Annotated in this window: 23 protein-coding genes and 2 pseudogenes; 7 read left to right on the top strand and 18 right to left on the bottom strand. The window is 53.8% G+C overall.

Annotated features, from left to right (window positions below):
• Together ACJYUO_RS19125 and ACJYUO_RS19120 are read left to right on the top strand one after the other, a co-directional pair.
• Positions 1–94 (top strand): annotated as a pseudogene (locus tag ACJYUO_RS19125) (IS5/IS1182 family transposase); the annotation flags it as partial.
• Positions 95–144: 50 nt separating this feature from the next.
• The gene (locus tag ACJYUO_RS19120) at positions 145–354 is read left to right on the top strand and encodes a hypothetical protein (protein WP_494346930.1); all 210 of its coding nucleotides are present in this window, start codon (positions 145–147) and stop codon (positions 352–354) included.
• Positions 355–532: 178 nt separating this feature from the next.
• On the opposite strand, the gene ACJYUO_RS19115 is transcribed toward ACJYUO_RS19120, so the two are convergent.
• Entirely contained in the window at positions 533–1525 is a 993-nt protein-coding gene (locus ACJYUO_RS19115; RefSeq protein WP_494346929.1) for a sensor histidine kinase, read from the bottom strand.
• 272 nt (positions 1526–1797) lie between these two features.
• Between ACJYUO_RS19115 and ACJYUO_RS19110 the strand changes: the two genes are divergently transcribed.
• On the top strand, positions 1798–2883 hold the full coding sequence (locus ACJYUO_RS19110) for an ATP-binding protein (protein ID WP_494346928.1): 1086 nt from the start codon (positions 1798–1800) through the stop codon (positions 2881–2883).
• A gap of 422 nt (positions 2884–3305) precedes the next feature.
• Here ACJYUO_RS19110 and ACJYUO_RS19105 read toward each other — a convergent pair whose 3' ends face one another.
• The 8 genes from ACJYUO_RS19105 to ACJYUO_RS19070 all read right to left on the bottom strand — a co-directional run bounded on the left by ACJYUO_RS19105 (position 3306) and on the right by ACJYUO_RS19070 (position 10725).
• A complete protein-coding gene (locus ACJYUO_RS19105) occupies positions 3306–4352 on the bottom strand; it encodes a PAS domain-containing sensor histidine kinase (RefSeq protein ID WP_494346927.1) in 1047 nt (348 codons plus the stop codon).
• Between the two features lie 160 nt (positions 4353–4512).
• Positions 4513–5457: a hypothetical protein gene (locus ACJYUO_RS19100; protein ID WP_494346926.1), complete on the bottom strand. Its 945-nt coding sequence runs from the start codon at positions 5455–5457 to the stop codon at positions 4513–4515.
• A complete protein-coding gene (locus ACJYUO_RS19095) occupies positions 5454–6698 on the bottom strand; it encodes a DNA cytosine methyltransferase (protein ID WP_494346925.1) in 1245 nt (414 codons plus the stop codon). The genes ACJYUO_RS19100 and ACJYUO_RS19095 overlap by 4 nt, the downstream gene beginning before the upstream one ends.
• Positions 6695–7582 carry an Eco57I restriction-modification methylase domain-containing protein gene (locus ACJYUO_RS19090; RefSeq protein ID WP_494346924.1) on the bottom strand — a complete coding sequence of 296 codons (888 nt, stop codon included), beginning with the start codon at positions 7580–7582 and terminating at the stop codon, positions 6695–6697. The genes ACJYUO_RS19095 and ACJYUO_RS19090 overlap by 4 nt, the downstream gene beginning before the upstream one ends.
• Complete coding sequence (locus tag ACJYUO_RS19085; RefSeq protein WP_494346923.1) at positions 7579–8349, bottom strand: hypothetical protein; 771 nt, start codon at positions 8347–8349, stop codon at positions 7579–7581. Before ACJYUO_RS19085 ends, ACJYUO_RS19090 begins: the two co-directional genes overlap by 4 nt.
• A complete protein-coding gene (locus ACJYUO_RS19080; RefSeq protein WP_494346922.1) occupies positions 8346–9116 on the bottom strand; it encodes an N-6 DNA methylase in 771 nt (256 codons plus the stop codon). The genes ACJYUO_RS19085 and ACJYUO_RS19080 overlap by 4 nt, the downstream gene beginning before the upstream one ends.
• Entirely contained in the window at positions 9113–9700 is a 588-nt protein-coding gene (locus ACJYUO_RS19075) for a zinc finger domain-containing protein (protein ID WP_494346921.1), read from the bottom strand. The genes ACJYUO_RS19080 and ACJYUO_RS19075 overlap by 4 nt, the downstream gene beginning before the upstream one ends.
• Positions 9697–10725: a hypothetical protein gene (locus ACJYUO_RS19070; RefSeq protein WP_494346920.1), complete on the bottom strand. Its 1029-nt coding sequence runs from the start codon at positions 10723–10725 to the stop codon at positions 9697–9699. The genes ACJYUO_RS19075 and ACJYUO_RS19070 overlap by 4 nt, the downstream gene beginning before the upstream one ends.
• 487 nt (positions 10726–11212) lie before the next feature.
• Between ACJYUO_RS19070 and ACJYUO_RS19065 the strand changes: the two genes are divergently transcribed.
• Positions 11213–12580, top strand: coding sequence for a carboxylate--amine ligase (locus tag ACJYUO_RS19065; protein ID WP_494346919.1), 1368 nt, complete (start codon positions 11213–11215; stop codon positions 12578–12580).
• Between the two features lie 125 nt (positions 12581–12705).
• Here the strand turns inward: ACJYUO_RS19065 and ACJYUO_RS19060 are convergent, their stop codons facing one another.
• From ACJYUO_RS19060 to ACJYUO_RS19025, 8 genes and pseudogenes are all read right to left on the bottom strand, one after another.
• Complete coding sequence (locus ACJYUO_RS19060) at positions 12706–12960, bottom strand: hypothetical protein (RefSeq protein ID WP_494346918.1); 255 nt, start codon at positions 12958–12960, stop codon at positions 12706–12708.
• A complete protein-coding gene (locus tag ACJYUO_RS19055; protein WP_494346917.1) occupies positions 12957–14246 on the bottom strand; it encodes a phosphoadenosine phosphosulfate reductase domain-containing protein in 1290 nt (429 codons plus the stop codon). Before ACJYUO_RS19055 ends, ACJYUO_RS19060 begins: the two co-directional genes overlap by 4 nt.
• A complete protein-coding gene (locus tag ACJYUO_RS19050) occupies positions 14243–15004 on the bottom strand; it encodes a hypothetical protein (protein ID WP_494346916.1) in 762 nt (253 codons plus the stop codon). Before ACJYUO_RS19050 ends, ACJYUO_RS19055 begins: the two co-directional genes overlap by 4 nt.
• A 3-nt stretch (positions 15005–15007) precedes the next feature.
• Positions 15008–15382, bottom strand: a complete 375-nt coding sequence (locus ACJYUO_RS19045; RefSeq protein ID WP_494346915.1) for a hypothetical protein — start codon at positions 15380–15382, stop codon at positions 15008–15010.
• The gene (locus ACJYUO_RS19040; protein WP_494346914.1) at positions 15379–15810 is read right to left on the bottom strand and encodes a hypothetical protein; all 432 of its coding nucleotides are present in this window, start codon (positions 15808–15810) and stop codon (positions 15379–15381) included. The genes ACJYUO_RS19045 and ACJYUO_RS19040 overlap by 4 nt, the downstream gene beginning before the upstream one ends.
• Positions 15811–15975: 165 nt before the next feature.
• Positions 15976–16623, bottom strand: a pseudogene (locus ACJYUO_RS19035) (IS6 family transposase).
• A 171-nt stretch (positions 16624–16794) separates the two neighbouring features.
• Positions 16795–17436 (bottom strand): rod-determining factor RdfA, encoded by a 642-nt coding sequence (rdfA, locus tag ACJYUO_RS19030; RefSeq protein ID WP_494346937.1) that lies wholly within the window; start codon positions 17434–17436, stop codon positions 16795–16797.
• A 289-nt stretch (positions 17437–17725) separates the two neighbouring features.
• Entirely contained in the window at positions 17726–18499 is a 774-nt protein-coding gene (locus ACJYUO_RS19025) for an IclR family transcriptional regulator (protein WP_494346913.1), read from the bottom strand.
• An 839-nt stretch (positions 18500–19338) separates the two neighbouring features.
• Between ACJYUO_RS19025 and ACJYUO_RS19020 the strand changes: the two genes are divergently transcribed.
• Both ACJYUO_RS19020 and ACJYUO_RS19015 read left to right on the top strand, forming a co-directional pair.
• Positions 19339–20316, top strand: coding sequence for a C-terminal binding protein (locus tag ACJYUO_RS19020; protein WP_494346912.1), 978 nt, complete (start codon positions 19339–19341; stop codon positions 20314–20316).
• A 392-nt stretch (positions 20317–20708) separates the two neighbouring features.
• Positions 20709–21497 (top strand): HpcH/HpaI aldolase family protein, encoded by a 789-nt coding sequence (locus ACJYUO_RS19015; protein WP_494346911.1) that lies wholly within the window; start codon positions 20709–20711, stop codon positions 21495–21497.
• A gap of 327 nt (positions 21498–21824) precedes the next feature.
• Here the strand turns inward: ACJYUO_RS19015 and ACJYUO_RS19010 are convergent, their stop codons facing one another.
• Positions 21825–22253: a universal stress protein gene (locus tag ACJYUO_RS19010; protein ID WP_494346910.1), complete on the bottom strand. Its 429-nt coding sequence runs from the start codon at positions 22251–22253 to the stop codon at positions 21825–21827.
• A 494-nt stretch (positions 22254–22747) separates the two neighbouring features.
• Here ACJYUO_RS19010 and ACJYUO_RS19005 point away from each other — a divergent pair, with 494 nt between their 5' ends.
• On the top strand, positions 22748–23827 hold the full coding sequence (locus ACJYUO_RS19005) for a TAXI family TRAP transporter solute-binding subunit (RefSeq protein ID WP_494346909.1): 1080 nt from the start codon (positions 22748–22750) through the stop codon (positions 23825–23827).
• Positions 23828–23904: the final 77 nt, after the last annotated feature.

Below are 23904 nucleotides of genomic sequence, written 5' to 3'. Positions count from 1 at the left end.
CGACGCCGTGCGTGCGCGAACCTGGTACGGCGAATTTCGAGAACTCGTCTTGATGTGTGCAGTTTACAACATCACGCAGGCCGTGAACCAGTGAAATCAAGCACCGTCTGGCGATTCACCACGGCCGAAGAAACTAGTTTTACGATGGAGAAGAATACTAGGTACGAAAATCACGCCCCTATCGCAGAGAAGACAGGAGAGTATATAGCCGAAGTTACGATTGAGGACCGAGGAACTGTGACGGAAGAGTTTGACTATGGGGGGCCAGTTACTTCTCCTGTCCTAAATATTAGTGAGGAGATGCCATACGATGACTCGTTTTCCATATCTATAGATATGGCCCCAGATGCCTGATTCCTCACTGAAATAATAGTAGGTACTTTACCTGCACTAAGCGATATGTGATTGCCCTATACTTACCGCAAATATTGTGTCTGGGAACTCACCAGAGACGAATAAGTGATCGCAGGCAGCAGTAAGTACAGGGACTCATTGTGTAAAAGCCAATCTGGCTTGAAAACCCTAAGAGGGACTATTCCATCCGTATCCCGTCACTATCCGAAAACTCGAATCGAGCACCGCCTTCAGGACTTTCAGAAATTGAAACTTCGAGATCGTGGTCAGTCGCGATTCGTTTCACGATCGTCAGTCCAACACCGCTCCCACCGTACCCCGTTGTATACCCGTGTTCAAATACTTGGTCGCGTTCTTGGGATGGGATTCCGACACCTGTGTCTTCAACGTAGAAGCCGTGGTCTACCGAACCGACGCGAACAGTCACGTCCCTTCCACCATGACCAATTGCGTTCCGAAACAGGTTCTCGAAGAGCGCCTGCAATTGACTTCGATCAGCGACAATCGTACAGTCCTCTGTCTCAAGCGACGCTGACTGGGAATCGATCAACTTCCATGCGTCTTGGGCAACTGTCGCCAGCGAGACCGGTTCGCGTTCGTCAGACGGTATACTGGATTGGGCGAGCGTCGTGAGATCGACAATAAGGTCCTCGATACGGTTGAGCGCGTTCTCAACCTCATCTAAGCTGGCATCGTCGCCACTCTCTTGATATCGTTCGAGTTCCCCGAGAGCGATCGAGAGCGGGTTCCGAAGATCATGAGACACCATACTTGCGAACTGGTCTAGACGCTCGTTCTGAACTTCGAGTTCGTGAGACGTTTGGCGTACATCAGTAACATCCTGTGTAACCAACACGCCATGTGGATCGTCCTCGATACGGACAGGCTTCGTTTCGACATGGTGAATTCGTTCCTCATATCTAGTATCAAATGAACAAGAGTTACCCTCAATTGTTGCCGTAAGCTTCGGCTCGAGCTCGACCGCTGTCTCTTCAGGGAAGAGTTCGAACAAGTGATGGTCAGTCATATCTGCCGCTTTCCGTCCTGAGAATGGGAGCGTCTCAGGACCAACGATCTGATAATAGAGGTCTGCATCGAATAGCACTAACACTCCGTTCGGAAAATTGTCGACGAGGGCTTGATATCCTGATGTAGTGGGATGGCAAGTCACGAGTAAGTATTCTCTTTTAGTTTGTTCTACTCTTAAATACGTTGGCTGGAACGCCTGTCTGAGTCACCAATAGCACTGTATAGAATACCACTCGATATAGCAACTACAAATAATTTTATACATTTTTAGACATATAATGGTATAGTAAACAATATACTGTAAGGCAGGTGTCTATATGCTGGTTCGCTGTTTCGCCTGTATTCCTACTACTCTACCATCGTTAACAGTCGATCGGAATATATATACAGACGATAACTAAATGTGAATATCATATGGGGGACAAATCCTCGGACAAGAAAATTCTTCATCCGCAGAAACCATATCTCCAGACTATTTTTGATGATCCCCATGTTCAAATGGCGCTCCTTGCGCCAGACGGGACGATACAACGCGTAAATCGGACTGCCGTTGATCTTGTAAGCCCGACTGAAACCGATCTTATTGGGACACCATGGTGGGAGGGACCATGGTGGAAACATTCACAGATCGTACAAGACGATATCCGACGACGGGTTGAAGAGGCGGCGACTGGCAAATATGTTGAATTCAGAAGCAAGTACTATACAAAGGACGATCAACAGCGACTGACAAGAGGAATACTCCGTCCCGTAATGAACGATGGTCAGATTGTTTCAATTATTGCTTCTGGACGTGATATCACTGATTACGTTCACCAACAACAGCGCTTAGACGTTCTTCAGCGAATACTCCGTCACAACTTTCGAAATAGTCTTAATATCATTCATGGGTATTCAGAAGAGATACTCGATACCCTCTCTCAGTCAGACGGTATTCAGAAGCAAGAGGAGGTGAAGAGAATGGCAGAACTGATTACTGACCAAACGATGTCTCTCACTAAATCCGCAAAGAAAATTCAGCGACTCGAGCAACATACGACGAAAGGATTAGAGCAGATTCCTATTGAGACTCTATTCACACAGGTGACAGAGGATTTTCAGGAAGAGTATCCCAACTGTAGCATCAATAGTACAATCCACCAAACTGGTATTGAGGTTCCAACCGAGTTTACAACGGCAGTCGTTGAAGCCATCACTAACGCCATTCAGTACCATCCAGAGTCAGCCCCGACGATCGAATTAACAGCAGATGTCGTTACGAAAACACAACTCCAATACGTCAAACTATGTATCGCTGATGATGGACACGGCATCCCGATATCAGAGGTTGAACCTGTCCTCAGCGGTAAGGAGACTCCGCTCTCTCATACAAGTGGGATCGGCTTATGGTTGATCAAATGGATTACCGAACAACACGGGGGTGATTTGGAAATCACATCGAATGAACCACAGGGAAGTCAAATTACAATTATGTACCCGGTCCCATCTCTATCTCAGTAGAACCTTATTCACGAGTCTCGTGTGCAAAAATTCGAAAACGGCTTCGAATGGAAAGTGGTGGGTGGGTCAGCAGGACTTTGAATTGGGAGTGGGGAGTGCCGATCTGAGGTGGGGAACAGATCGGCGTGTTCGAAGTGAGTCTGGTGGATTCGGTAGGTTGCCCCTGACGGGGTGTTGTGCCGAGGGCCGATGCCCTCGTGGCCCGTATCGAGCGACGCGGGCCATCTCATACATGCAACCGACTAGTAAAATATCTATCGCCGGCCAAGTTCTCTTAGTAGGAGTGTGTGAACTGACCACTGAGATCCTACCAACTTCAAGAGATGTCGGCGATTCGTGTTAATACACAGCGCATGCCAGCCAGCCGTTTTCGCGAGATTGGTAAGTTCGAACGCTATCCAGCCACCGCGAAAGGCGAAGCGCTATTCGATATCTACAGGAGATTCTGGAGGAATATCGAAGCCTGTCAATTCGAACCGTGCGCCGCCGTTCTCGGCATCTATAATAAGTAGATCCGCTCCGTGGGCATGCGCAATTGCTTGGACAATCGGCAATCCCAGGCCACCAGTTCCTTGGGTCGAATAATCGGCTTGTATTACTTTCTCTCGTACAGATTCAGAGATACCGGCTCCATCATCCTCGACATAGAACCCATCTCTACAGACACCGACTTCGACTGTGCATTCGGGTCCTGCATGTTCGATGGCGTTCCGAAACAGGTTCTCGAACAGTTGTAATAGTAATCTCTGGTCGCCGATTAGCGACTGTGAGGACTCGATGATCAATTTCGCATCTGTCGTTGAGACTCCCATCCATGCCGTCTGCGCGAGGTCTTCGACGGAAACCGGTTCGATATCCGAAAGAGCCCCGGCCTGCGAGAATTCAAGCGTGGCCTCTGTGATTTCACTGATGCGGGTGATCGCCTGTTGGAGCGTATCAATCGTCTCTGAATCATCAATATCGACGGCCAACATCTCCACGTATCCCTCGAGAACGTTCAGTGGATTCCGGAGGTCATGCGTCAAGACATTTATAATAGTTTCAAGCTGCTGGGTGCGAGCGTTGGCTTGTAGTTCTGCGATCTTTTGGCTAGTAATATTGGCATGAGCAACGAGGAGATAGGGGTTGCCTTCGTGGTGAAAGCGATGAGCATCTAATCGGAACCAACGTTGGTCGGTAGGGGAGTGACAGGGATATTCGTGGCAATATTCGCCGATCTCGCCGGCTATGACCGCCTTCAACTTCTCAACGATATTCACGTCATTAAGATCTTCATCAGCCTCTTCTGTAATCGTGAAGTAATTTTGACCTACCCAATAATCCGGATGATTGCCGTGGTTGGTGTCAGCGAATTCACGCCAAGCCTGATTAACAGCGACAATAGTACCATCAGCATCGACGATTGCCACCTCATGAGGGACTTTATCGATGCCAGCTTGAAATATATCCATAGCCCCTGCTCGCTCCATCTATGATGGTATAGAGAATCAAGTCAGATACATTTGTTGTGGCCACTGTCGCAGCGCATCGTTCGCCTGTATTTAGTACAGTCGTCTTGCAGGTTTCAGCGAAATCGGCTGCTGTACTGCTTCCGACGTGGCCTGTCTCTCAATCACCAGAGTCTCGCAGTCAGTACACGCCGTGCTCGCCGTGACACACACCGTTGCATTTGTGCCCGCCACAGTCGCCGGTCCCGAACATCGAGTGCTGTCCTGTCGTTCCAGTAATGTCGTCGAATGTCCACTGCTTGCGCTCTGGAATCGGGATATCGATCGCTGGACAGTGGCCGAGTACCCACCAGACGTACTCGAGCGGAATCGCACTTCGAACGCCCTGCTTGCCCCACGCTGTGGGGACGCCTTTTGCCTCGGCGAGCTCGGCGATCGACTGGTCATCACGCGTGTCGACCGTGATCCCAGCCTCACCGGGCAGGTAGGCGTCAGGAACATCGAAGGTCGTCTCGAAGTGGCGCTCGAGGTCGTAGCGCTCCCCGAACGCGAGCCCGTTCACGCGGCAGTTCGCGTCCAGATCACCGACTCGAGTTGCACCCGGCACGTTTTCGATCACATAGTGTGGCGCGATCTCGAGTAAGAACTCTCGGAACTCGTCGGTGATCCGCGGATTCGCCTCGAGTGCGGCCTCTTTCGAGCCGTAGTGGGTCGCGCTCAACGACGAATAGGCCGTACAGGGGAAGGATACCCAGACCACGTCGGCTGTCAACCCTCGGAGCACGGGGAGACTATCGGGCCGATCGACGCGGCCGCGATCGACCAGCATGGAGTCGTACGCTGGTCCGGTCGACATGCCGATCGACTCGGCGAGATCGTCCAGAGATGGCCGATCACCGAGGAGGTCCTGTTGGGCGAACCGTCCGGGATAGGTCTCGCTGTAGTCTTCGATATCGAAGCCGGCGAACATCCAGGGCTCGAGCCACTCGGCGAGCCCGACCCCACCGCGTCCCGAAAAGAGATCGACGACCTGCAGTCGCTGTTTAGACGTCCATTCTTGGGGCACCGCATTCCGATCGATACGCGGTGTCTCGCGGAGGTAGTCGGGTCGCCGAACGGCGCTCATGCGATCACCTCGGATTCGACAGCCGCTTCGGACTCACTCTCGAGGACCTGGTCACGCAGGTGCGTCGCGATGGTCGCGGCGAGCATCGGAGGAACCGCGTTTCCGACCTGCCGGTACTGCTCGTCTTTGTTCCCGGCGAAGGTGTAGAAGTCCGGAAACGTCTGTAGGCGGGCGACCTCGCGCACTGTGAGCCGACGTACGTCCTCGAGCGCGGCATCCGGGTTTGCGGGTGAGCGACCGGCGTAGTGAGCCGGAGGCGTCGACTGTGAGACGGTTATTGTCGGCGCGGGGTCATCCGGAGCTAGCCGGCGGTCAGTCGTCGACCGCCCGCTGTAGCCGTGGGGCCACTCTGCGAGGGACTCACGGACGCTATCGTCGTGATCGATCGCGACGTGGTTCGGCGGCATCCAGACCTTCTCGCCATCGCGTTCAATGATCTCGCTCAACGAGTGCGGATCGACGCGGTAGCGGTCGGAAGCATCGTCGCGATAGGCTACCATCTCGTCGATCGTAACGTGGACGGGATCGTCAGCCGGGGATTGGGACTCGAGCGGCCGTGGCAGCGGTCCGTCCCCGCCGTTTTCGAAGGCTTCGCGGGCGGTCGCGTACCCCTCGAGCGAGTTCCCGCATCCAAACTCGACAAGTCGGCGCTGTCCGTCCCGGTGGGTCGCCGGCGGCATCCACGGATCGGGCGTCGGGAGTCCATCGCGAACGCCGACGATAAAGACGCGCTTGCGTCGCTGGGGGACGCCGTAGTCGGCAGCGTTCAACTCGAGGGTCCGAACCTCGTATCCCGGGCCGGCGTCCTCGAGCGCGTCGACGAGCGCCGAATGGAGAGGGCCGTGCAACTCAGTCATCCCGACGACGTTTTCGATGAGTACGAGCTCGGGTTCGCAAGCGTCGGCCCACTCGATCATCGAAAACGCGTGCTCATTCCGCGGGTCCTCGGGGTCGACTTCGCCGCCGGCCGCGCTCCATCCTTGGCAGGAAGGGCCGCCAGCGAGGAGGGTTAGGTCGTCGGGCACCTTCGCGGGGTCGATGTCGGTCGCATCGCCGTACTGGATGAGACCGTTCCCTTGGCAGTGCTGGGTGTGATACGTGTACCGCTCGGGGGCGCGGATCTCCCAGGATGCGCGGACGTGAAAGCCCGCGAGGAAAAGGCCGAAGGTCATGCCACCACAGCCAGCGTACAGATCGATAGCGGTGGGTGCGTCGTCTGGACCCTCCCAGTGGGGACTCATGCACTCTCACCGCCATGGAACTGATCGAGACCAGATTGGCGGCCGCCATCTTGGTCGCGACGGTCGCGTCCCTCTTCCCACTCGAGCATTCGTTCTGTGAACGCGTGTTCGTCGTAGTAGTGATCCATCGCGGCGTCGATGTCGTCGACATCAAGTCCGGTCAGAATCTCTCGGGTCTCCCACCCACGCAATTCCTCGAGCCATAGGGGATGGCTCGGCGACGACCGGCGCTTCTCAACGCCGACCATCACGGTCTCGACCTTCTCGTCGAACGTCTGCGGCGGGAGATAGAAGATCGGCTCGGTGAAATGGCCGCGAATCTCTTTCCGAAGCGGTTCGAACGCGGGCACGAGCAACGCTTGGATCGGGAGGATGAACAGCAGAGACCCACCCGGCTTCAACAGCCGCATCGACTGTTCGAAAAACGGGACGAACAGGTCGAATCGTCCCTGTGCGATCCGGAACTGCTCGCGATACTGGTCGCGTTTGGCCGCGTCGATATCGTTGTAGCAGACAAACGGCGGGTTCGCGAGTACCCAGTCGAATGTCTCTTCCGGTGGCTCGAGGAGGAAATCCCTCTCACGGATGTCGATCTCCGCATCCGGGTGGGTGGCCTCGAACTCGTCGATCCGGTCGGGATCGGTTTCGACGCCGATGCATTCCGGAAGCGGGTAGTCAAACTTCCGAGCCGTCGACCAGCCGTCTCTTTTCGTGCAGTACCGACGAACGCCGTCGTAGAGATTCCCCGTCCCAAGGCCCGGCAGTAGGAGGCGGCCGCGGCGATCGTCGTCGCCGACATGACCGGGGCGCTCGGCTCCGAAGGCCGTCGACGCTGCGAGATCGGCGACCGGGTCCGGCGTCGGGACGAAGCCGTTCTCGGTCATGCTTCCACCCACCTCGAGAGCGATCCTTGCCAATCCAATTCGTCTGCCCGGCGGCGCTCGTACGCCGACTTCGCATCTGATTCTACGTCGATCGCGAGCACGTCGGCGTCCGATCCGTACTCGCGTTCGGCGGCGATCGCAACCGGCGCGGTGCCGGCACACGGGACGATCACGCGGTCACCGGCGTCGGTATAGGTCCGGATCCAACCGAGTGCCGGACCGAGTGGTTTCACCGTCCCCCAACACCAGTCTTCTCGCTGGCGTTCGCACGCACAGCGAAGTTCGTGGAACTCCCGGCCGCCGTAGCCTTGCGGGACTGGCGCGGCGTCTTTCCAGACGAGAACGGTCGAATAGCCGCCACTCGAGCCGTACATGCCGGGCGTCGATCGGTCGGGCTCGCCGGCCTTGGTGAGTAGCGTCGTCTCGTGAACGGTATAGCAGTCCCGGCCCCACGTCTCGCTCGCGTAGGTGAGCACGCGCGGGCAGAGATAGCTATCCACGTCGACGGCGAGTACGCCGCCGGGCTCGAGGACTCGATAGCACGCCTCAAGCATGTCCACGACGGTCAGTCCCGTCTCGACGCCGGGTTCGCCTTCGACCGCGTCGGCCGCATCAGCATCGAAGGGATGCGTCGGGTACTCGACACCGAATGCGCCGTTGCGGCTCGGTCGCGCCCACGCGTCGTCAAGATGGATGAACGCAGCGCTGCGGGCGGGCTCGTCGCGGAGAATCTCGAGGGCATCCCCGATTCGGTAGTTGACGCTCATGTCTGACCACCTACGATAAATTCGCGGAGTTCTGCTTGCCCTGGTTCGTCCGATCCGGCAGTTTCGACTACTACCTCGTCGGCAGACGGTTCGTCGTCGCTGTCCGGAACACACGAGGTAGGGACCGGGACCGATTCAGGATCCTCAAGTTCTGTGATCTCCCCACCGACGACCGTGTTTCGTGTTCGCCACGCACGTCGCCGCTCCATCGTGAGCGAGTCGCCGTACACGACGACGCCGTCGATGTTGAAAAAGCAGAAATTGAGTGCGGCCATCTGAGCGCACACCAGATCCTTGTCTTGGCCGAAGCAGAACGTCTCTACGTCGAACCGACGCGCTGCGAGCACCAGCAGCCTCGCGGATCCGCATGCGGGATCGGCGATCGTCACCGGCGGCTCGTGCTCGCCGTCACCGGCTGTTTCCATTTCAGCCATCATTACGGCGATATTGTGGGGCGTGAAGTGCTGCCCGAACTCGTCGGATTGCATCCCCCACGCCTCGTAGACTTCGCCGAGGATGTCCCGGTTCGTCTCTTCCATCGCCTGCATAAGCTCGCCGAATGCAGCAGCGAACAGGTCTGCGTTTCGAGATCCGCGGTCGCGATCACGCCCTCGGTCGTACGTCTCGAGGATCTCGAGGTAGCAGTCGTCGTCTTCCTGCAGCGCGGCGAGCATGAGCCGACTCCAGTCCCGAAACACGTCGTAGCGGCTGACACCTCGAGATTCGATTGTCTCCAGCGGATCCAAGACCGAGTCGACGGCGCTCACGCAGACCACCCCGTGATCGGGGCCTGTTCGGTCTGATCGGTCGGCTTCTCCTCTCTGTCGCTCTCGAGAATACCGGCCTCTTTCGCGGCGTCGACGCGAGCGCTGTGACACTTCCGGACACGGTGCCCGGACGGGCGCTGGCACTTCGAGCCGGTCCCGGCGTCACACTCCGGGCAGACAACTTCGCGAGCCGCCTGGTCGGCCGCGTCTTCCCCGCCATCGATTGCACCCGGAGCGTCGTCGGCGAGTCGTTTCGCTCGCTTCCGAGTCCGAGTCCGCCGCTGTGCGCGGGTGCCGGTGTATCCCTCCGGTGGCCTCCATGGATCAGCGTTGTACCATCCATCGGCGATCTTCTCGAGCCGAAGCCACTCTGACGGCGACGGCGCGTTTGCACCGATATTGACGAACTGATCGGGCGTCAGGTGCGGTTTCTCGTCAGCGTCCTCGAGATCGTCGTCGCCGCAGGTACAGGCCACGACGAAATCCCCGTCACCGTCTTTCAGCACTCGGACCTCGTCGCTCGGGATGCGGTGGTTCGTCTCGGAGAGTCGGCAGTCGTAGGTGACGATCGTCCCTTCGATCACGCCGACCACCCCTCGGTGATCGTTGCCTGATCACTCCTCTCTTCGAGGGCGGCCTCATCGCCAAGGGTGCCGTACTCGTACTCGTCGTACTTTCCGGGCGTCAACTGCCGGGCGAGTTCGACGGCGATCCGCCCGGACTCGAGCGCCCGCGTCGTGGTCGAATCCGTCCCGCCGGTGACGTTGACCGTGTGCTGGTGCCAGCCGCGATCGGGGACCTTCCCTTTCGAGGGTGCGTTTTCGGGCGTCGACACGTCCAGCGAATCGACGAGGTCGGCGTTCTCTCGCAGCGTCCGGATCATTTCGGGTTCCGTTCCGGGAGCGAGCGCGTGGAGTTGAACGTCGGAGCCGAGCTCGTCGCGGACGAACTGAATCGCCTCGATGCGCTCGTGCACGTCGTCGATCGAGAGCATCCCGCCGATCGCGTAGTAGTCGATATCGTCGTCAGCGAGCAGATTCACCGTCACACACTCGCCGTCTTCCTTCCGGTAGGGCGTCCCGTCGACGGTCACCGTCTGATCGTATTCGACGGGTTCGCTCATCGCAGCCAGTGAGTCCTCGTAAGGCGGCTGAATCGGGACGATCACGCTAGCGTCGTGAGCGCATTCCCACTGCCCGACCGTGTAGGAGTCTGCCCGCCGCATAACCCGATTCTGGGCGACGTAGTTCTGCGAGACGCGGATACTCGAGAGATGCCGGTCGGCATCGTCACCGTGGGTCGGGTGGGCCGGCGGCAGATCCTTCGCGAGGACGTAGTCGGCGTTGGTCTTGGACGCCGCGTGGCCGATCTCGAGCGTACACGCAGGATTGTACGCGCCGGGATCGATCATGAACGTATCCGACGAGTTGCGGGCACTCAGACGCCGTTCTCGCGAGGAATTGAGTTTGAACGGCCAACTCCATCTCGGGTTGATCGACGAACAATAGACATCGATCGGGCACTCTCGAGCGATCTGTTCGCGTTCCTCGATTTCTCGAGCGTAGTATGCTGGTACTTCGACTGTCTCTGTATCTGCTGTTTGCGCCATCGTGGTCACCTGAAAACCGGATTTCCCGGTCGTTACACCACTATAGAAACTCTAGACCGATATATGTTACTATTGAAATAGCATTTAAAAGTAAAACAGATGCATCAGTGATGGCAGTTACTAGTCAATAGAATCATCATTCTTTTTCTTTTTGTTGCCACCGATCAAAGGCGTCCATACAGGACCTGAACTCTCATTGGAGAGTTGTTTGGTTCAGTGTGGGCCGCAGATCCATTTGTAGAGACACTGTTCGACTGGGTGCCATTAACTGACATAGATGAAAATCACAGTTCTTCATGCCATTCCATTTCCACATGGTTCGGACGAACACAATACAAACAATTTTCTTAGATACCCAAGTCTATCTTGTTGTATAATAGTGGTATATTCGCCAAAACCTCATAGAAAATCTCATAATTTGACCTGATAGTATCTTCTTTGTAAGTAATGGCTATACGCGGGGACATAGCTGTAACCAATACAACTAATGGCCACCCAAAGTGATTCATCTTTAAGTCGAATCCCTGCCGAAAAAGAATCAGTTGTTGTCCCTGCTGCTGCCGTTCCGAGTACTGGTATCTGTCTTCGTTCGCTGTCCCCACTCGGAGTTCACACAATCGTTGTTTCTGAAGATCCATATGCGATTTCTTTCGCATCGAAATACTGTGATGAAGCTATCCTTGTTCCTGATCCAACGACAGATCTTGAAGAGTATTCAAAAGCATTACTTGCACTTGCTCGCCGTGAAGATGTTCGAACAATCGTTCCAGTTCGGGAAGAAGACGCATTCGTCCTTTCGAAGCATCGAGAGGCTTTCGCCGAATATATCTCAACCCCTTGGCCGAATATGGAGACGCTCCAACGCGTTCATGATCGAGTACGTTTGGCAGCAGCTGCAGAAGCTGCTGACGTTCCAGTGCCGAAAACAACCCCGCTCAGAGCAGTTGAAGCATGGGATCCACCATCGATCATTAAATCTCGATACAATCTTCTCGTCAACGAGTACGTCGACACCGTTCCTCAGGGCGAGACAAGCCAGAATAAAACAGTTGAACACGTACAGTCCGGAGAGGGGGTGAATGCGACTGAACTTCGTGCTACGTTCGGCCATGATCCTATCGTTCAGGAATTCATCTCGACTGATGAGGAGTATATGGTCGCTGCGCTCTGTGATCACGGTGATCCACTTTCGATATTCCATCACGAACAGATACGAGCCCCATCCTACACCGGCGGAGGTGGCGTCTATCGCGAGTCTACCCATCTACCTAAACTGGAGGACACTGCAGTGGCGCTACTGGAGGAACTGGAATGGCACGGCCTCGCTTGTATCGAGTACATGCGCCACCCGGAAACGGGCGACTTCTACCTTACTGAAGTCAACCCACGAATGTGGACCTCTCTCTCGGCAAACGTCCAGATGGGGGCAAACTTTCCAAAATATTATTGGCAAATGGCGACGAACCACACCGACAAGATTAACTCTAACTATGAATGTGGGGTTGGATGTCATTATCTTAAAGGAGAATTAATGCACGTTCTGAGTCTTTTAGGCGAAGACTCCGAACTTGTTGAACGTCCATCGCTTATGGGATCGCTCTATAAAATACTGCTATCTAGTCATAGACAACCAAATTTTGATATATTTAGCCATGACGATCCTTGGCCATTTATTCAGGATTTCCTAACCGAGATTGACGGTGCTACTCCCACCTCGTTTGAACTGGCCGAGTTCGGCAGGCGTGCCAGCCGATCCGATCGCCCTACACACTGGCGTAACGCAGTAGAGACGACCAAGACACAAGATGATCGACGCCAATTGGAACTTCCTTCTGGCTCGCCCTCTCAGCACTAACCTACATGTTCATCACCGAGTATTTGTTACCGTCAATCTGTTCAAGTCATGTCATAGGGTATTTATCTGCCATTTAGCGATGGATCGATTTCATTTGTGAAGCCTGTTCCCCGTCGAGACAAATCTCATGATGATTTTCTCCTTACTGAAGCATCGAAATCCCCGAGCGAGCGCTGTCCGGTCGCAATCGCGTCGGACTCGTGGCGCTCGACAGTCGACCAGAACACAGACCACCAGTCCAAGTCGCCACTGTCGCCGTAGGAGAGTTCCGCCGGCGCGTAGTACTCAAATCCACACGCGTCAGCGAGGGACATCTCGATGATCTCGCGCTCCTGATCGGCGTCGCGAAGCCGGCCGGCCGGATCGCGGTAGACGCTCATTCTCGCTCACCCCTGTTGGCCACCGCCTCGGGAGCACGATCGTCGACCATCTCCCGGTGATTGTCGTAACCGAGTCGGTCGGCCACATCATCCAGTGCCTCGTACCCGCGCCGGAGGACATCGAGCGGGTGTTCTCCGCTGTCGTCGGGAATCGCTTGGGTCACGTCGAATGCATCTCGGAACGCCGTCTCGCTGTCGGGGATCTTGGAGTCCTCGAGTCCTAACGCGGCTTCGGTGAGCGTCTGATACGTATCACCGGGCGAGAGACCGGGAACGGCGGGTTCACAGGACTGACAGAGCGTCATCTCTCGGTTCCCGAGTCGCTGGTCTAACTCGCGTTTGGTGGTCGATCCGTGCCCCCAGAGGACATAGTCCTCGTAGCTTTCCTTCTTCATGTTCCCGTTGCGGGCCGAATCGATCACGCGAGCCTCGAGCGACTGGATATAGGCCCACATGTACGGCCAGTTTTCGTGAATCGTATCCAGTTCCAACCAGCGGTCAGCGTACGCACCACACTGGCAGTCGCCGCTATGAGAGAGTTCGTCGACGACCTCCGAGCGCGGGATGCCTTGGTCGTCGATATACGCTTTCACGTCTGACGGCGTCCACTGGGCCAGCGGAGAGGCATACAGATGGCCGTCTTTGAGCTCGATCCCGCTGGCGTCAACCTTCTCATACCGGGCGTCGCTTTCTTCGCGTGTCGCACCGGAGATCAACAGGACAGTGCCGTCGAACTGCTGTAGGAGCGTCTGCAGCGGCTTGTCCTTGTTGTTGATCCATTCCCACTTGTGCGCGGTTTTGTTGGATCCCGGGAAGCCGTAGGTCTCGATTCGAGTCGCGTACTCGTCGGCGTCGCGACGGACGTCTGCGATGTACAACTCGAGTCCGAGATCGGTCGCGAAGTCGGCAACATAGTCAGTCGTCTCCCGCAGTCCGATCGACGTATCGATGTGGATGATCCCATCGAGTACGAACGGCGCGTTGTGGTAGGTGTAGTGGGCCGCGGCGACTGAGTCATAGCCCCCGCTGACAAGGGCAAAGGCGTGCTCGAAATCGCGAGACTTCGCGTCATGGAGGATCTCGTCTGGGTCGGCCGTCTCCGGCGTCTGGCCTTCGAGGGATCCCCACGACTCCGCGTCGTCGTCTGCGTGATCGGTGAGTCCCGGTTCGGACGGCCCCGATCCGGGCGTCGGATTCGACGTAGCCGGGCCGCTGCCGCCGGCGGTTGAACACGGTGCTTCGCGACCGCATGGACACGTGAGACAATCCAGTGGATCACAACTCATGGTTTCTCACCTCCGTCAGTCCGTGCCGTCTGTTGGAACTGGTTCAGATCGGACTGCCCGGATGCCGAGGCGTCGCTTTCCCCATCGAAGTGATCACGAGTGAACTGCCGAGCCATCGTCACGGCGACCTCAAGACCGCATTCCTCGGGCGTTTCGACGATCTCCTGAATTTCTGGGTGCTTCGAGGACGGTCCGTGAGCGTGCAACCAGGGCGCGAGCGCAACGGTCGCGTTCCCGCTGCCGTTCCAGACGTGCAGATAGAGGTACGGGCAGGTCTCGACGGTGTACTCGTCGGGTTTGCCGATCCCGGCCAGTCGGGTCACATCTTCCGTGTCCACGCGTTGATAGTAGATGATCGACTCGCGGTTGCCGTGGAAGTACCGCGCCAACTCGTAGCCCGCGGGCGTATCGAATACGGCTTCGCAGACCTCCGGATGGGACCATTCCTCGGGTGCAGTGGACTCCATCCATGCGACAGCGCGCTCGATGCCATCACGGACGTGCTCGCGCTTGGCGTCGGTGTAGGCAACGCCTGTCGCGTCGATCTCGTACTCGGTTCGGAACAGTTCCTCGCCAGCCCCGGCTCGAGTGTCGATCACCTTCGCGTACACGTCGTCGAACTCGAAGACCGCGACACACGTCGTGCCGTCGCCGTCGGTCCACACGTGAGCGTTCTTGCTCGAGTCAGGGGTGTGGTGCCAGCCGTTGATTTCGCTGGTGAGCTCGTAGCCGTCGGGCAGTGGGGGGTTTGCAGCCATCGATCACACCCCCGCGTGAACCCGCTGTCGCGCTCGAACACGCGTACTCCCGTCAGCGGGAATGACGGCATCGGTCGCCCCACTCCCGGTCTCGAGCGCGCCGGCGTGCAACGCTTCGCGATAGGTCGTCCCGGTCCAGCGCTCGACCCGGAGGCCGTCGACGCCGTCCTCATCACGTTCGGCGATCAGATAGCGCTGGTCCTGGTTGCTCGAGTCGATCCCGACGAGCCCCGGCCGACCGAAATAGTCGCCGAGGATGTCGACGATCGTCAACTCGAGATCGAGCGCCGGCACGTCGACGCGGTCGTAGCGGTCGACAGTCTCGAGGGCGATTTCTCCTGTGGCGTCGGCCGCGGGTGCGCTCGAGCGAGCGTTCATGCACTCTCACCCAGTTCGATTTTGGTCCACCCGCAGGACGTACAGAGAAACAGCATTCCCTCGATGGACACTACGTCTCCCATCTCGAGACTCCGTGTTTTGGCCTCTCGAAACGCCCGGCTCTCTGAGTCACTGCCGACATTCCAGCGCGCCCAGACCGCCTCTGCGACCGTCTGACCGTCGTCGCTCGGCTCACATGGGACTGGGTCGGTTCCGACGTGATCGTACAGCCGGCAGAACTCGGCATGGGTCAGCGTGCTCTTCTCACCCCGGCGGGTCTGGTGTCGAAGATCGTTCGCGTCAGCCGCGCGGTCGTCCGTCGACCTGTCGCCTCGGAAGGTCTGGAAGACATCGACCGTCACGGTTTCGCTGTGCTGTTCGTCATCCGCACCGTCGTGGTCACCTTCGCGACCGGTTTCCCGGATCATACAACACCATTCGTCTGGGAGAACTTAGTAGTTACTATTGCATGGGCATATTAGAACATGGCTGATTTCACTGGACACATAGTGTATGATATCTAATCACTTAGAACACTCAAACTTGCGACAGAATTGGCCACAAGGCACTGTCTAGTTTAGCACCCTCGCTACCTATCCGTTGAGTGACTTATCTGATCGATGCGTGTTATTGTAGTGTACGAACTGTTCAAGATATTCTCTGACGCTCGCCCGACTGCCCACCCATGAGCTATGGAAGCGATCGATCAGCATTTTGAGCGTGTGAAACCACTTTTCGAGGTGGTTTCGATCGACATAGTCAAGGTTATCGCTCAACCTTAATCGGGAAAGGGGTAGTCAGATAGCTAGCACCATCGACGAGAAACTCAGCCTCGGAGAGATCGCGTTTCTCGGCGATTCTATGCAGAAACGCAGCAGTTGGATCGGTGCCTTGGCGTCCGAGCACTGCGACATCAAGAAGTAATCGTGAGTCTATTTCTATTGTAGTGTACGCCCAAGACCAGTTTCCGTTGATATTATCAGTAAATCACAAATAGCGATCCGAGACCGCATCGCTATCGGCGGGTTTGGTCTGCTATCAGCCAGTCGATGTACCCAATTCCAGATTGTTTGGTGAGACCGTTCAACACCGAGTGAGCGAAGAATTGCTTGTATCTCTCGAAGCGAACAACCGGTCGCGTGGAGCCGGACGGCGAACGCCCTGATGGCGTTGCGTCCGCTCACGCTCCCACGATCCCTCAAATCCGCCGCATAGCTCTCGTTGAGCAGGTCTGCGAGCATGATCCAAACTAACTCTACGACCAGATCATTCCTCAAGCTGCGCTAACTAGACGGTTCCCACACCCGCATGGAATCAGCTGATCTGAACACGACTACGTCACGCTACATAGGCATTGTCGATTCGTACGTGACAGCTGCTTCTAAAACACTTACATTATGCAGCGTCGATCTTCATCTGGTTTCGTTATCCTGACATTCACAAGACCTCTTCTCAGTAAGTTCTTGAATAGTGTATTCACTGAAACAATCTTCACAGATCACTGTGGCGGAGACGACCACATTAAACTCACCGATATTGATGATATTGCTGCGGTTGAGGCGCTGGATTGTGTCTGTCATAACAGTTGTCATCCGGTTCTGAAGTGCACCAATTTTGTCTGCACTCTGTTCAAGTCGTTCCTTGTCACTCGGTGAGTCAAGCGACGTATCGAGGCAGTCAGTCAAATGAGTATAGACGGTCTGGTGTGAGACGAAGTCTGATTCGACTTGTTCGACGCCGACACCATCACGTTGGAGGCTGTTTCGTGTCTCTACTCGCGTTCCGCTGCTAACGTCTTCGTCTGTGAGCAGTCGGTATGTGTTCTCGACCTCTCCGTCTTTGAATGAAATGTCCGCTGTCTCAAGTGCTGCCTTGAGTATGCGCTGGTTAACGATGGCTGCGAGGGCGCGTGTGCTGTATTGTTCATCCGCATCACCAGTCCAGTAGGCAATAAGATCTTCATGAAGACGCGAAAGCTCGTACCGGTCCGCCACTCGCCCGAGTTTACAGTCACATGACGTAGTTTTTGATGATGCACTGTTTTTATCGACCATAGACACTATTGGATCTTCAGGGCAAAAAGTATTTTGTCTTCTAACCCCCTTTACAAGGGTACCACTGTAATCACGAGGTAGCGCTATCTTCTCATCTCCAGTTACTCTCTTTACAAAGGTACCACTGTAATTGCGAGGTAGTGCTATCTTCCCATCTCCAGCCACTCTCTTTACAAAGGTACCACTGTAACCAACAACATTTGATCCACCAATCACTCGGTGATTTTAGCCAAATCAGTCGGAACGCAGCCCGACAGTGAACAGAATTTCGCCTACTTCTCTTCTTATCTTACGAATATGCGATATTGAGTTCAAGTTCGTTGGCAGTACCGAGCAGGAGATCGGGGATCTCCTTTTTGAAAAAGTCGCCTTTCATTCGATGTGAGGGTCCAGAGACGCTGAGACCCCCTATTGGATACCCCTCGGGTGATGTGATCGCAACGCCGACAGCACAAATCTTCTCTGTACTTTCTTCGGAATTCACAGCATAGCCACGTTCCCGGATGAGCTCAAGTTCATTGAGGAGTTCTTTCTCATCCGTAATTGTTTGGTCCGTAGATGCTGCCAATTCCTGTTGTTGAAGGATGTCGTGGATCTTTTCTTCGGGGAGTTCTGCTAGTATTGCTTTTCCCGCTGAGGTAACATGAATGGGGATCCGCTGGCCTACTTCTGAGTTCGGTGATTGAATACCTTTTCTTCCCGCCTCACGATAGATATATACTGCTTTGCCATGCTCCTCGACCATGAATTGTGCTCGTTCGTCTGTCTCCTCTGCGAGTTCTGCAACTTTGGGTTGGATCATTTCATGAACTTTTTTCCGATTTCGAGCATACTCGCCGACTGAGAAAAATTTGAGACCGACGTGATATTCGTCTCCTTCTTTTACTACATACTCAAGGGATTCTAGCGTCGAAAGGTGTCGATGAATTGTACTTTTTGCCCTACCCATGTTGTCCGCTATTTCAGTCACTCTTGCTCCATCCATTGATTGGAGCGTTTCGATGATACTGAAGGCTATCTCAGTCGTCTTCACCCTTTCTCCTTTCTTGTCTTTTGTTCCCATACATCGGAAGATGGCCTCCGCACTTATAAAGTTCCGGTTAGTCGAATTCTGGAGCCATAATTTTTCATCTCTCACCATCTTGTCGTTGTCAGGCGAATCCTGCTCCAGAAACTGGAACAACTGGAAAGAGATAGCTGAAAATCGATGCGATCCAGAGTAACGGCGATAGAAACTTTGATCGTTCCCTCGCGATTCCTATGGAGGGCATTACTCGTCCTATTTTTGACCGAGGATCCATCGACCTATGACCATCTGTCACAAATTCATTTCACTGTTATAAATCTGAATATACCGCCGATTGGTTGATTTGCGGTCTCAAGAGCGGTAATATAGTTTCTTGATCCTCTGCTCTGACTGTTCTACATAGCGGAACGAGATGATTATATCTCCGGTGGGCTAGTACCCCGTAATAAGTTGGTCCTCAACCCCTTTCTTCATATATTACAGTAGAGAACCAATATGAGTTCCACATGAAAGACCATTATGGGTCCCGAGTTGGTCAATGGAATGTATTCGACTATCCGGAACAGGAGTACTGCTGGTCGCAGTCTCCTTGGTTACTGATTGGAACTAATGCATCATCCATTGCAAAACTTTTATATATGGAGTATTCGACTTCTACTCATGGCCTCGTACGAGTATGGCCAATATCGGGTGATCGATGGAAATGCTGAGATTGCCCTTAAACGGCTAGACTTGGTGAACGCCTTCCGTGACGAGATGAAACCCGACCTCACAGAGGCTCGATGCCCATAGCGGCTCGAGAACTCGAATTCAATCGTGAGAATTGAAAATACCAAACGATACATAACCAATAATAACCAGACTAATCAAATACAATGTCATTCAAGATAGTATATACGGACAACGTTCCGGACGAGTTCGACATCGAACAAGAGGTACTAGCGACTGAGGATGTTGAGATCATCAATGCTGAAGCCGCTGAAGAACCGATTAAAACTCTTCTTGAGAGCGCCGACGGTGTCATTTCCAGCCACCAGACGTTCGACCGTGATCTTATTGCCCGAATGTCGGAGTGTCAGGTAATTTCTCGACGCGGTATCGGTGTTGACTACATCGACCTGGATGCAGCGACTGAGCATGGAATTCTCGTCGCTAATGCTCCCGACTACTGTATCACAGAGGTCTCAAACCATGCACTCGCGCTGCTCTTGGCTCTTCATCGGCGAGTCATGAGTCAAAACGAGGCTGTCAAAAATGGGGTGTGGTGTCCGGATGCTCAACCGATTCAACGACTCGACGGCCAAACTCTCGGACTGGTTGCCTTCGGTGATATCGCGCAGAATCTCGCTAAGAAGGCTCAATCTCTGGAAATGGATGTCATTGTCTTTGATCCATATGTTGACGATGAAGTACTTCGTGAACACGACGTTACACCAGCAGAGTTCGAGGAGTTACTCAACCGTTCAGATATCATTTCGCTACACGCACCGCTGACAGATGAAACTCGAAGGATGATCGGTAGGGATGAATTGGAGATGATGAAGGACACTGCATACATAATCAACACTGCTCGCGGCGGTCTGATTGACCAAGCTGCTGCAGCCGATGCATTGGATTCAGGTGATATTGCGGGTGCAGGATTAGATGTCCTCGAAGAGGAACCACCTGCATCGTCCGAGCCGCTTCTTGAGCAGGATCGAGCCATACTAACACCCCATATGGGACACTACTCCATTGATAGCCGGAAAGAGCTTCGACGAAAAGTAGCCGAAAATGTCTTATCGGTTATCAGGGGCGAAGTTCCGAACAACACAGTAAACAAAGCGGTAAACAATCCTGTCCAGAGTGACTGAATTCAACGCAGTGATTGATCGTCGCTAAATATCTGATACGAGGGAGATTCTCTTCTAATTCTTTTTGAGAGTAATGTGACGGCGTTAGCGCAGACTGTCGACTATCGATGACTTTGCATCAGAATCGCGCCTATAACTTCGATACGGGGATGAGCGAGGTGTCGAATCCATTGTCCTTATCCTCACCACGCTTTCTGAAGGGCTGTCTTGATATCACTAACAGTCTGTTTCGAGCAATCGGCATGTATTCCATTGATCCATCATTGAGAATGAATCTCTAAGTACCGTCTTGGATGATTTGCTCACCGGAACGCAGAATAGAAGGGATGATGCTGGTTTCAAGAATATCGTATGTATCAATCTTTATGCCTGCTCTCATGGTAGAGGATGATATGGAGCATCACAATCAGTTTCGAGAAGCAATAGAGAATGATGAGAGAGTGTTTGGAGCACGTGCTGCGACGTTCTCAGAGAACCTAATTGAGATATACGGTGATTTAGGTCTCGACTTTGTCTGGCTTGATTTCGAACACGCTGGACCGACTCCCTGGAATAGTGGAACCTTTGAGCGTCTTACGAGAGCGGCAGAGTTGGCGAATATTGAACTCCTCGTTCGGATCCCATACATCAACCAGAGTCTCATCCGCAAAACACTGGACGCAGGCGTACGGAATCTGTTGATCCCAAGATTGAACACTCCAGATGAAGTCCGAGACGCTATCGAAGCCACCAGGTACGTTTACGATGGAGCGCCTGGTCAACGTGGCACAAATGCTTCAAGAGCAACCAACTTCGGCAGTGACGATGACTATATTACGGCGGAGGATGAGAATGTCTGCATTGGAACGATGATAGAAAAGAAGGAGGCAGTAGAGAACCTTGAAGAGATACTCTCGGTTCCAGAACTGGGTTTCGTATTCATCGGACCTGGTGATCTTTCTGTCCAGTTAGGCCATCCGAACGACCGATCTCACGAGGAGGTTCAGGAGACGATTAAGTACGTTGTGAACACAGCGACGAGCGCTGGTATCCCAGTCGGCCGTATCTTCAGCGATGCAGAGTCTATCAATACGGCGATGAAAGACGGATACCAGATCTTACGTATTGCTGATGAGTTTAGTGCCGTTCGTAAAAGCATCACAAAGAGAATGGAGAGAATAGAGGAGCCTCATCGACGATGAGGATGATTCAGATAATGTAGGCGAGGTCCGATCTATTATCGCTAGGTGGAACTGGCCTGCTGATAGTGGTCTCTTGGTCATCTCTATCAAAAGATACTGGCTGCTGATCTAGTAATGATCAGCGACCTATCCGTAGCAATAGTGGGAAACAGACCCATCATCGGGAAACCTGTGACTGAAAAACAGAGGCATGCAGCGCTGTTTTTCGATTGAGCCACTCAATTCACCACACGAACGACATCGAAGTCATGGTCACCGCGATCGAAATTGAGATAATTACAACACTTGCGCCTGACGATCGTGATTCAACTACTCCACGTTCCCATCTCAATTCGCCGTCGTAGTGATGACCGGTATATCTGAAGAGAGGAGTACAGATTGAGTTACGCTTCCGAAGATAGCCTTTCCAGCGGGGCTTCGCTTTTGACTGCTGAGCGCGATGGAATTCGCGTTTATTTCTTCGGCAACCGCAAGAATTTCTTCCGAAGGAGTTCCATGTTCTCGTCTCTTCGTGACGGTAATACCTGCTGATTCAAGCGTCTCGGCAGCTGTATTCACACTTTCAAGCATGCTGTCATCATTATAATAATCGCCAGAGCTGACGCGTCCCTCTTCGCTAACTGCTTCCATCTCTTCGTGTACATTCAGGACGATCGCTTCCACGTCACTGGTCTCGAGTGGGAGTTCTATGATCGCTTCAGCAATTTGTTTCGCACGCTGTTCATCATCGTCAACTGCCACCAGGATACGGTACATACAGATCTGTCTGTCGTGGGGCCACTTAGTGATTCACCTAATGAGAACATTTACCAGAACACCATAGTAGCTATCTATCGAGTGGTCCTCCTATCACCAAGAAAATACCCACTCTGGCGGGAGCGTACTCTCATTCTGGATGATGCCATTCGTTGAAGGAGATATTCCGATTGTCGCTGTCACAGTGCTGGTCAGCAGTTTCAATGGATCTATGGTTGTCACACAAACATAGATCGCTGATTCACTTCTTGATGTTATTCAAGGAATAGGATTAGGAACCCTAAAGGCAAGTTGGATACTGATCGGTGCTACTTCCTCGTTACTCGTTGGTCTGCTCGCAGACTACGGTTATTTCGACGAAGCTTTTCTGCTGTTTGCCGTAATCGGGAGTGTTGGCCTTTTTCTCACCATTACAAAGGTCCGATAGGGATCAATATATATTGGTAGAGTCCCATATTACATTCCAAAACATTTATTATACACCCTCGGCTTGTATGAGTTGGACACTCATGGATAGAGTTGACCATATTGGACGGCGGAAAGTACTTACTGGATTGGCAGGAACTGGTATCGGTGGACTAGCAGGTTGCTTAGGTGGAAGTGGTGGCGGCAACAGTGACTATCCACAAGCCGACCTAACGGCTGCTGCTGGTCCTGATGGTGGAACATCCTTCCCAATGATCACCGTGATGGGACAGATGATTCGAAACGAAACCGGTAACCAAATAATTATTAATTCCCAAACAACAGGAGGATCTGCTGCAAATATCGAACTGATCGGAAACGAACATGACATCGGATATACGACTAGCCCGACGATTCTACGAGAGAGTGGCTACGAAGGACGGTTGCTTCCGATGTTCGGCTCCTACGTATACCGTCATCCCTTAGCGATAACCACACTTGAGGCGGAGGAAAAACGCGGGCAGTCCATGGATACACTGGAGGATCTGGAGGGAGCAAACCTCGTAATTGGTGCTCCTGGTAATGGGGCTTGGCCATATATGGAGGCCTATTTCGAGGCTAGTGATATCGATATAGACTCCATAGATCTTAACCGAGTGTCCGAGGAGGAAGGAGGACGACTCCTCGATGAAGGCCGAGTAGATGCTACCATCTGGCCAGGAGCAATAAGTTCCTGGTTAAGTGAGTTGATGCAGCGAAGAGATGATCTCAAACTGGTTCTCCCAAAACCCGAGAGTCTACCTGCAGCACGAGAAGCAGCTAATACTGTCGAATGGACTCTGAAATCAGACGGGAAAGGGCAGCTGTGGGAAAATTCAATTGCTGGCGAACAAGGAGAAGATACATGGCCTGGTGCTGGATCTGCCCAGATTCAATGTGCAAATCCCGATGTAGACGACGAGGTCGCGTATGCGATTACAAAACTCACGTACGAGAATGCTGACCAATTGCAGGAAGAAAACGATGATTGGAGCCTCTTTGCTAACAGCCCCGAAGAGACTGCTACACTCTTTCAGGATGAGACTGCACCTTACCATCCTGGGGCAGCGGAGGCAATGCAGGACCTAGGTATCTGGCCAGAGGATTACCCCGTCTATGAACGGGAATAAATCATCGTCAGGTCGTAATTAATAGCGCCCACAAGCCTCGCCGGATTACAACTAATAGCACTCCAAACATCATTATT

It is taken from the genome of Natrinema sp. CRL1 (assembly GCF_059162405.1).
This window is presented reverse-complemented; position numbering and strand designations above follow the sequence as displayed.

Coding starts and splice junctions, on each gene's coding strand:
- rdfA (WP_494346937.1), bottom strand. CDS start 17,436: ATGGTCGATAAAAACAGTGCATCATCAAAAACTACGTCATGTGACTGT.
- ACJYUO_RS19005 (WP_494346909.1), top strand. CDS start 22,748: ATGAGTTGGACACTCATGGATAGAGTTGACCATATTGGACGGCGGAAA.
- ACJYUO_RS19120 (WP_494346930.1), top strand. CDS start 145: ATGGAGAAGAATACTAGGTACGAAAATCACGCCCCTATCGCAGAGAAG.
- ACJYUO_RS19110 (WP_494346928.1), top strand. CDS start 1,798: ATGGGGGACAAATCCTCGGACAAGAAAATTCTTCATCCGCAGAAACCA.
- ACJYUO_RS19025 (WP_494346913.1), bottom strand. CDS start 18,499: ATGGGAACAAAAGACAAGAAAGGAGAAAGGGTGAAGACGACTGAGATA.
- ACJYUO_RS19090 (WP_494346924.1), bottom strand. CDS start 7,582: ATGACCGAGAACGGCTTCGTCCCGACGCCGGACCCGGTCGCCGATCTC.
- ACJYUO_RS19100 (WP_494346926.1), bottom strand. CDS start 5,457: ATGAGCGCCGTTCGGCGACCCGACTACCTCCGCGAGACACCGCGTATC.
- ACJYUO_RS19015 (WP_494346911.1), top strand. CDS start 20,709: ATGGAGCATCACAATCAGTTTCGAGAAGCAATAGAGAATGATGAGAGA.
- ACJYUO_RS19045 (WP_494346915.1), bottom strand. CDS start 15,382: ATGAACGCTCGCTCGAGCGCACCCGCGGCCGACGCCACAGGAGAAATC.
- ACJYUO_RS19085 (WP_494346923.1), bottom strand. CDS start 8,349: ATGAGCGTCAACTACCGAATCGGGGATGCCCTCGAGATTCTCCGCGAC.
- ACJYUO_RS19065 (WP_494346919.1), top strand. CDS start 11,213: ATGGCCACCCAAAGTGATTCATCTTTAAGTCGAATCCCTGCCGAAAAA.
- ACJYUO_RS19095 (WP_494346925.1), bottom strand. CDS start 6,698: ATGAGTCCCCACTGGGAGGGTCCAGACGACGCACCCACCGCTATCGAT.
- ACJYUO_RS19070 (WP_494346920.1), bottom strand. CDS start 10,725: ATGGCGCAAACAGCAGATACAGAGACAGTCGAAGTACCAGCATACTAC.
- ACJYUO_RS19050 (WP_494346916.1), bottom strand. CDS start 15,004: ATGGCTGCAAACCCCCCACTGCCCGACGGCTACGAGCTCACCAGCGAA.
- ACJYUO_RS19010 (WP_494346910.1), bottom strand. CDS start 22,253: ATGTACCGTATCCTGGTGGCAGTTGACGATGATGAACAGCGTGCGAAA.
- ACJYUO_RS19060 (WP_494346918.1), bottom strand. CDS start 12,960: ATGAGCGTCTACCGCGATCCGGCCGGCCGGCTTCGCGACGCCGATCAG.
- ACJYUO_RS19105 (WP_494346927.1), bottom strand. CDS start 4,352: ATGGAGCGAGCAGGGGCTATGGATATATTTCAAGCTGGCATCGATAAA.
- ACJYUO_RS19040 (WP_494346914.1), bottom strand. CDS start 15,810: ATGATCCGGGAAACCGGTCGCGAAGGTGACCACGACGGTGCGGATGAC.
- ACJYUO_RS19055 (WP_494346917.1), bottom strand. CDS start 14,246: ATGAGTTGTGATCCACTGGATTGTCTCACGTGTCCATGCGGTCGCGAA.
- ACJYUO_RS19020 (WP_494346912.1), top strand. CDS start 19,339: ATGTCATTCAAGATAGTATATACGGACAACGTTCCGGACGAGTTCGAC.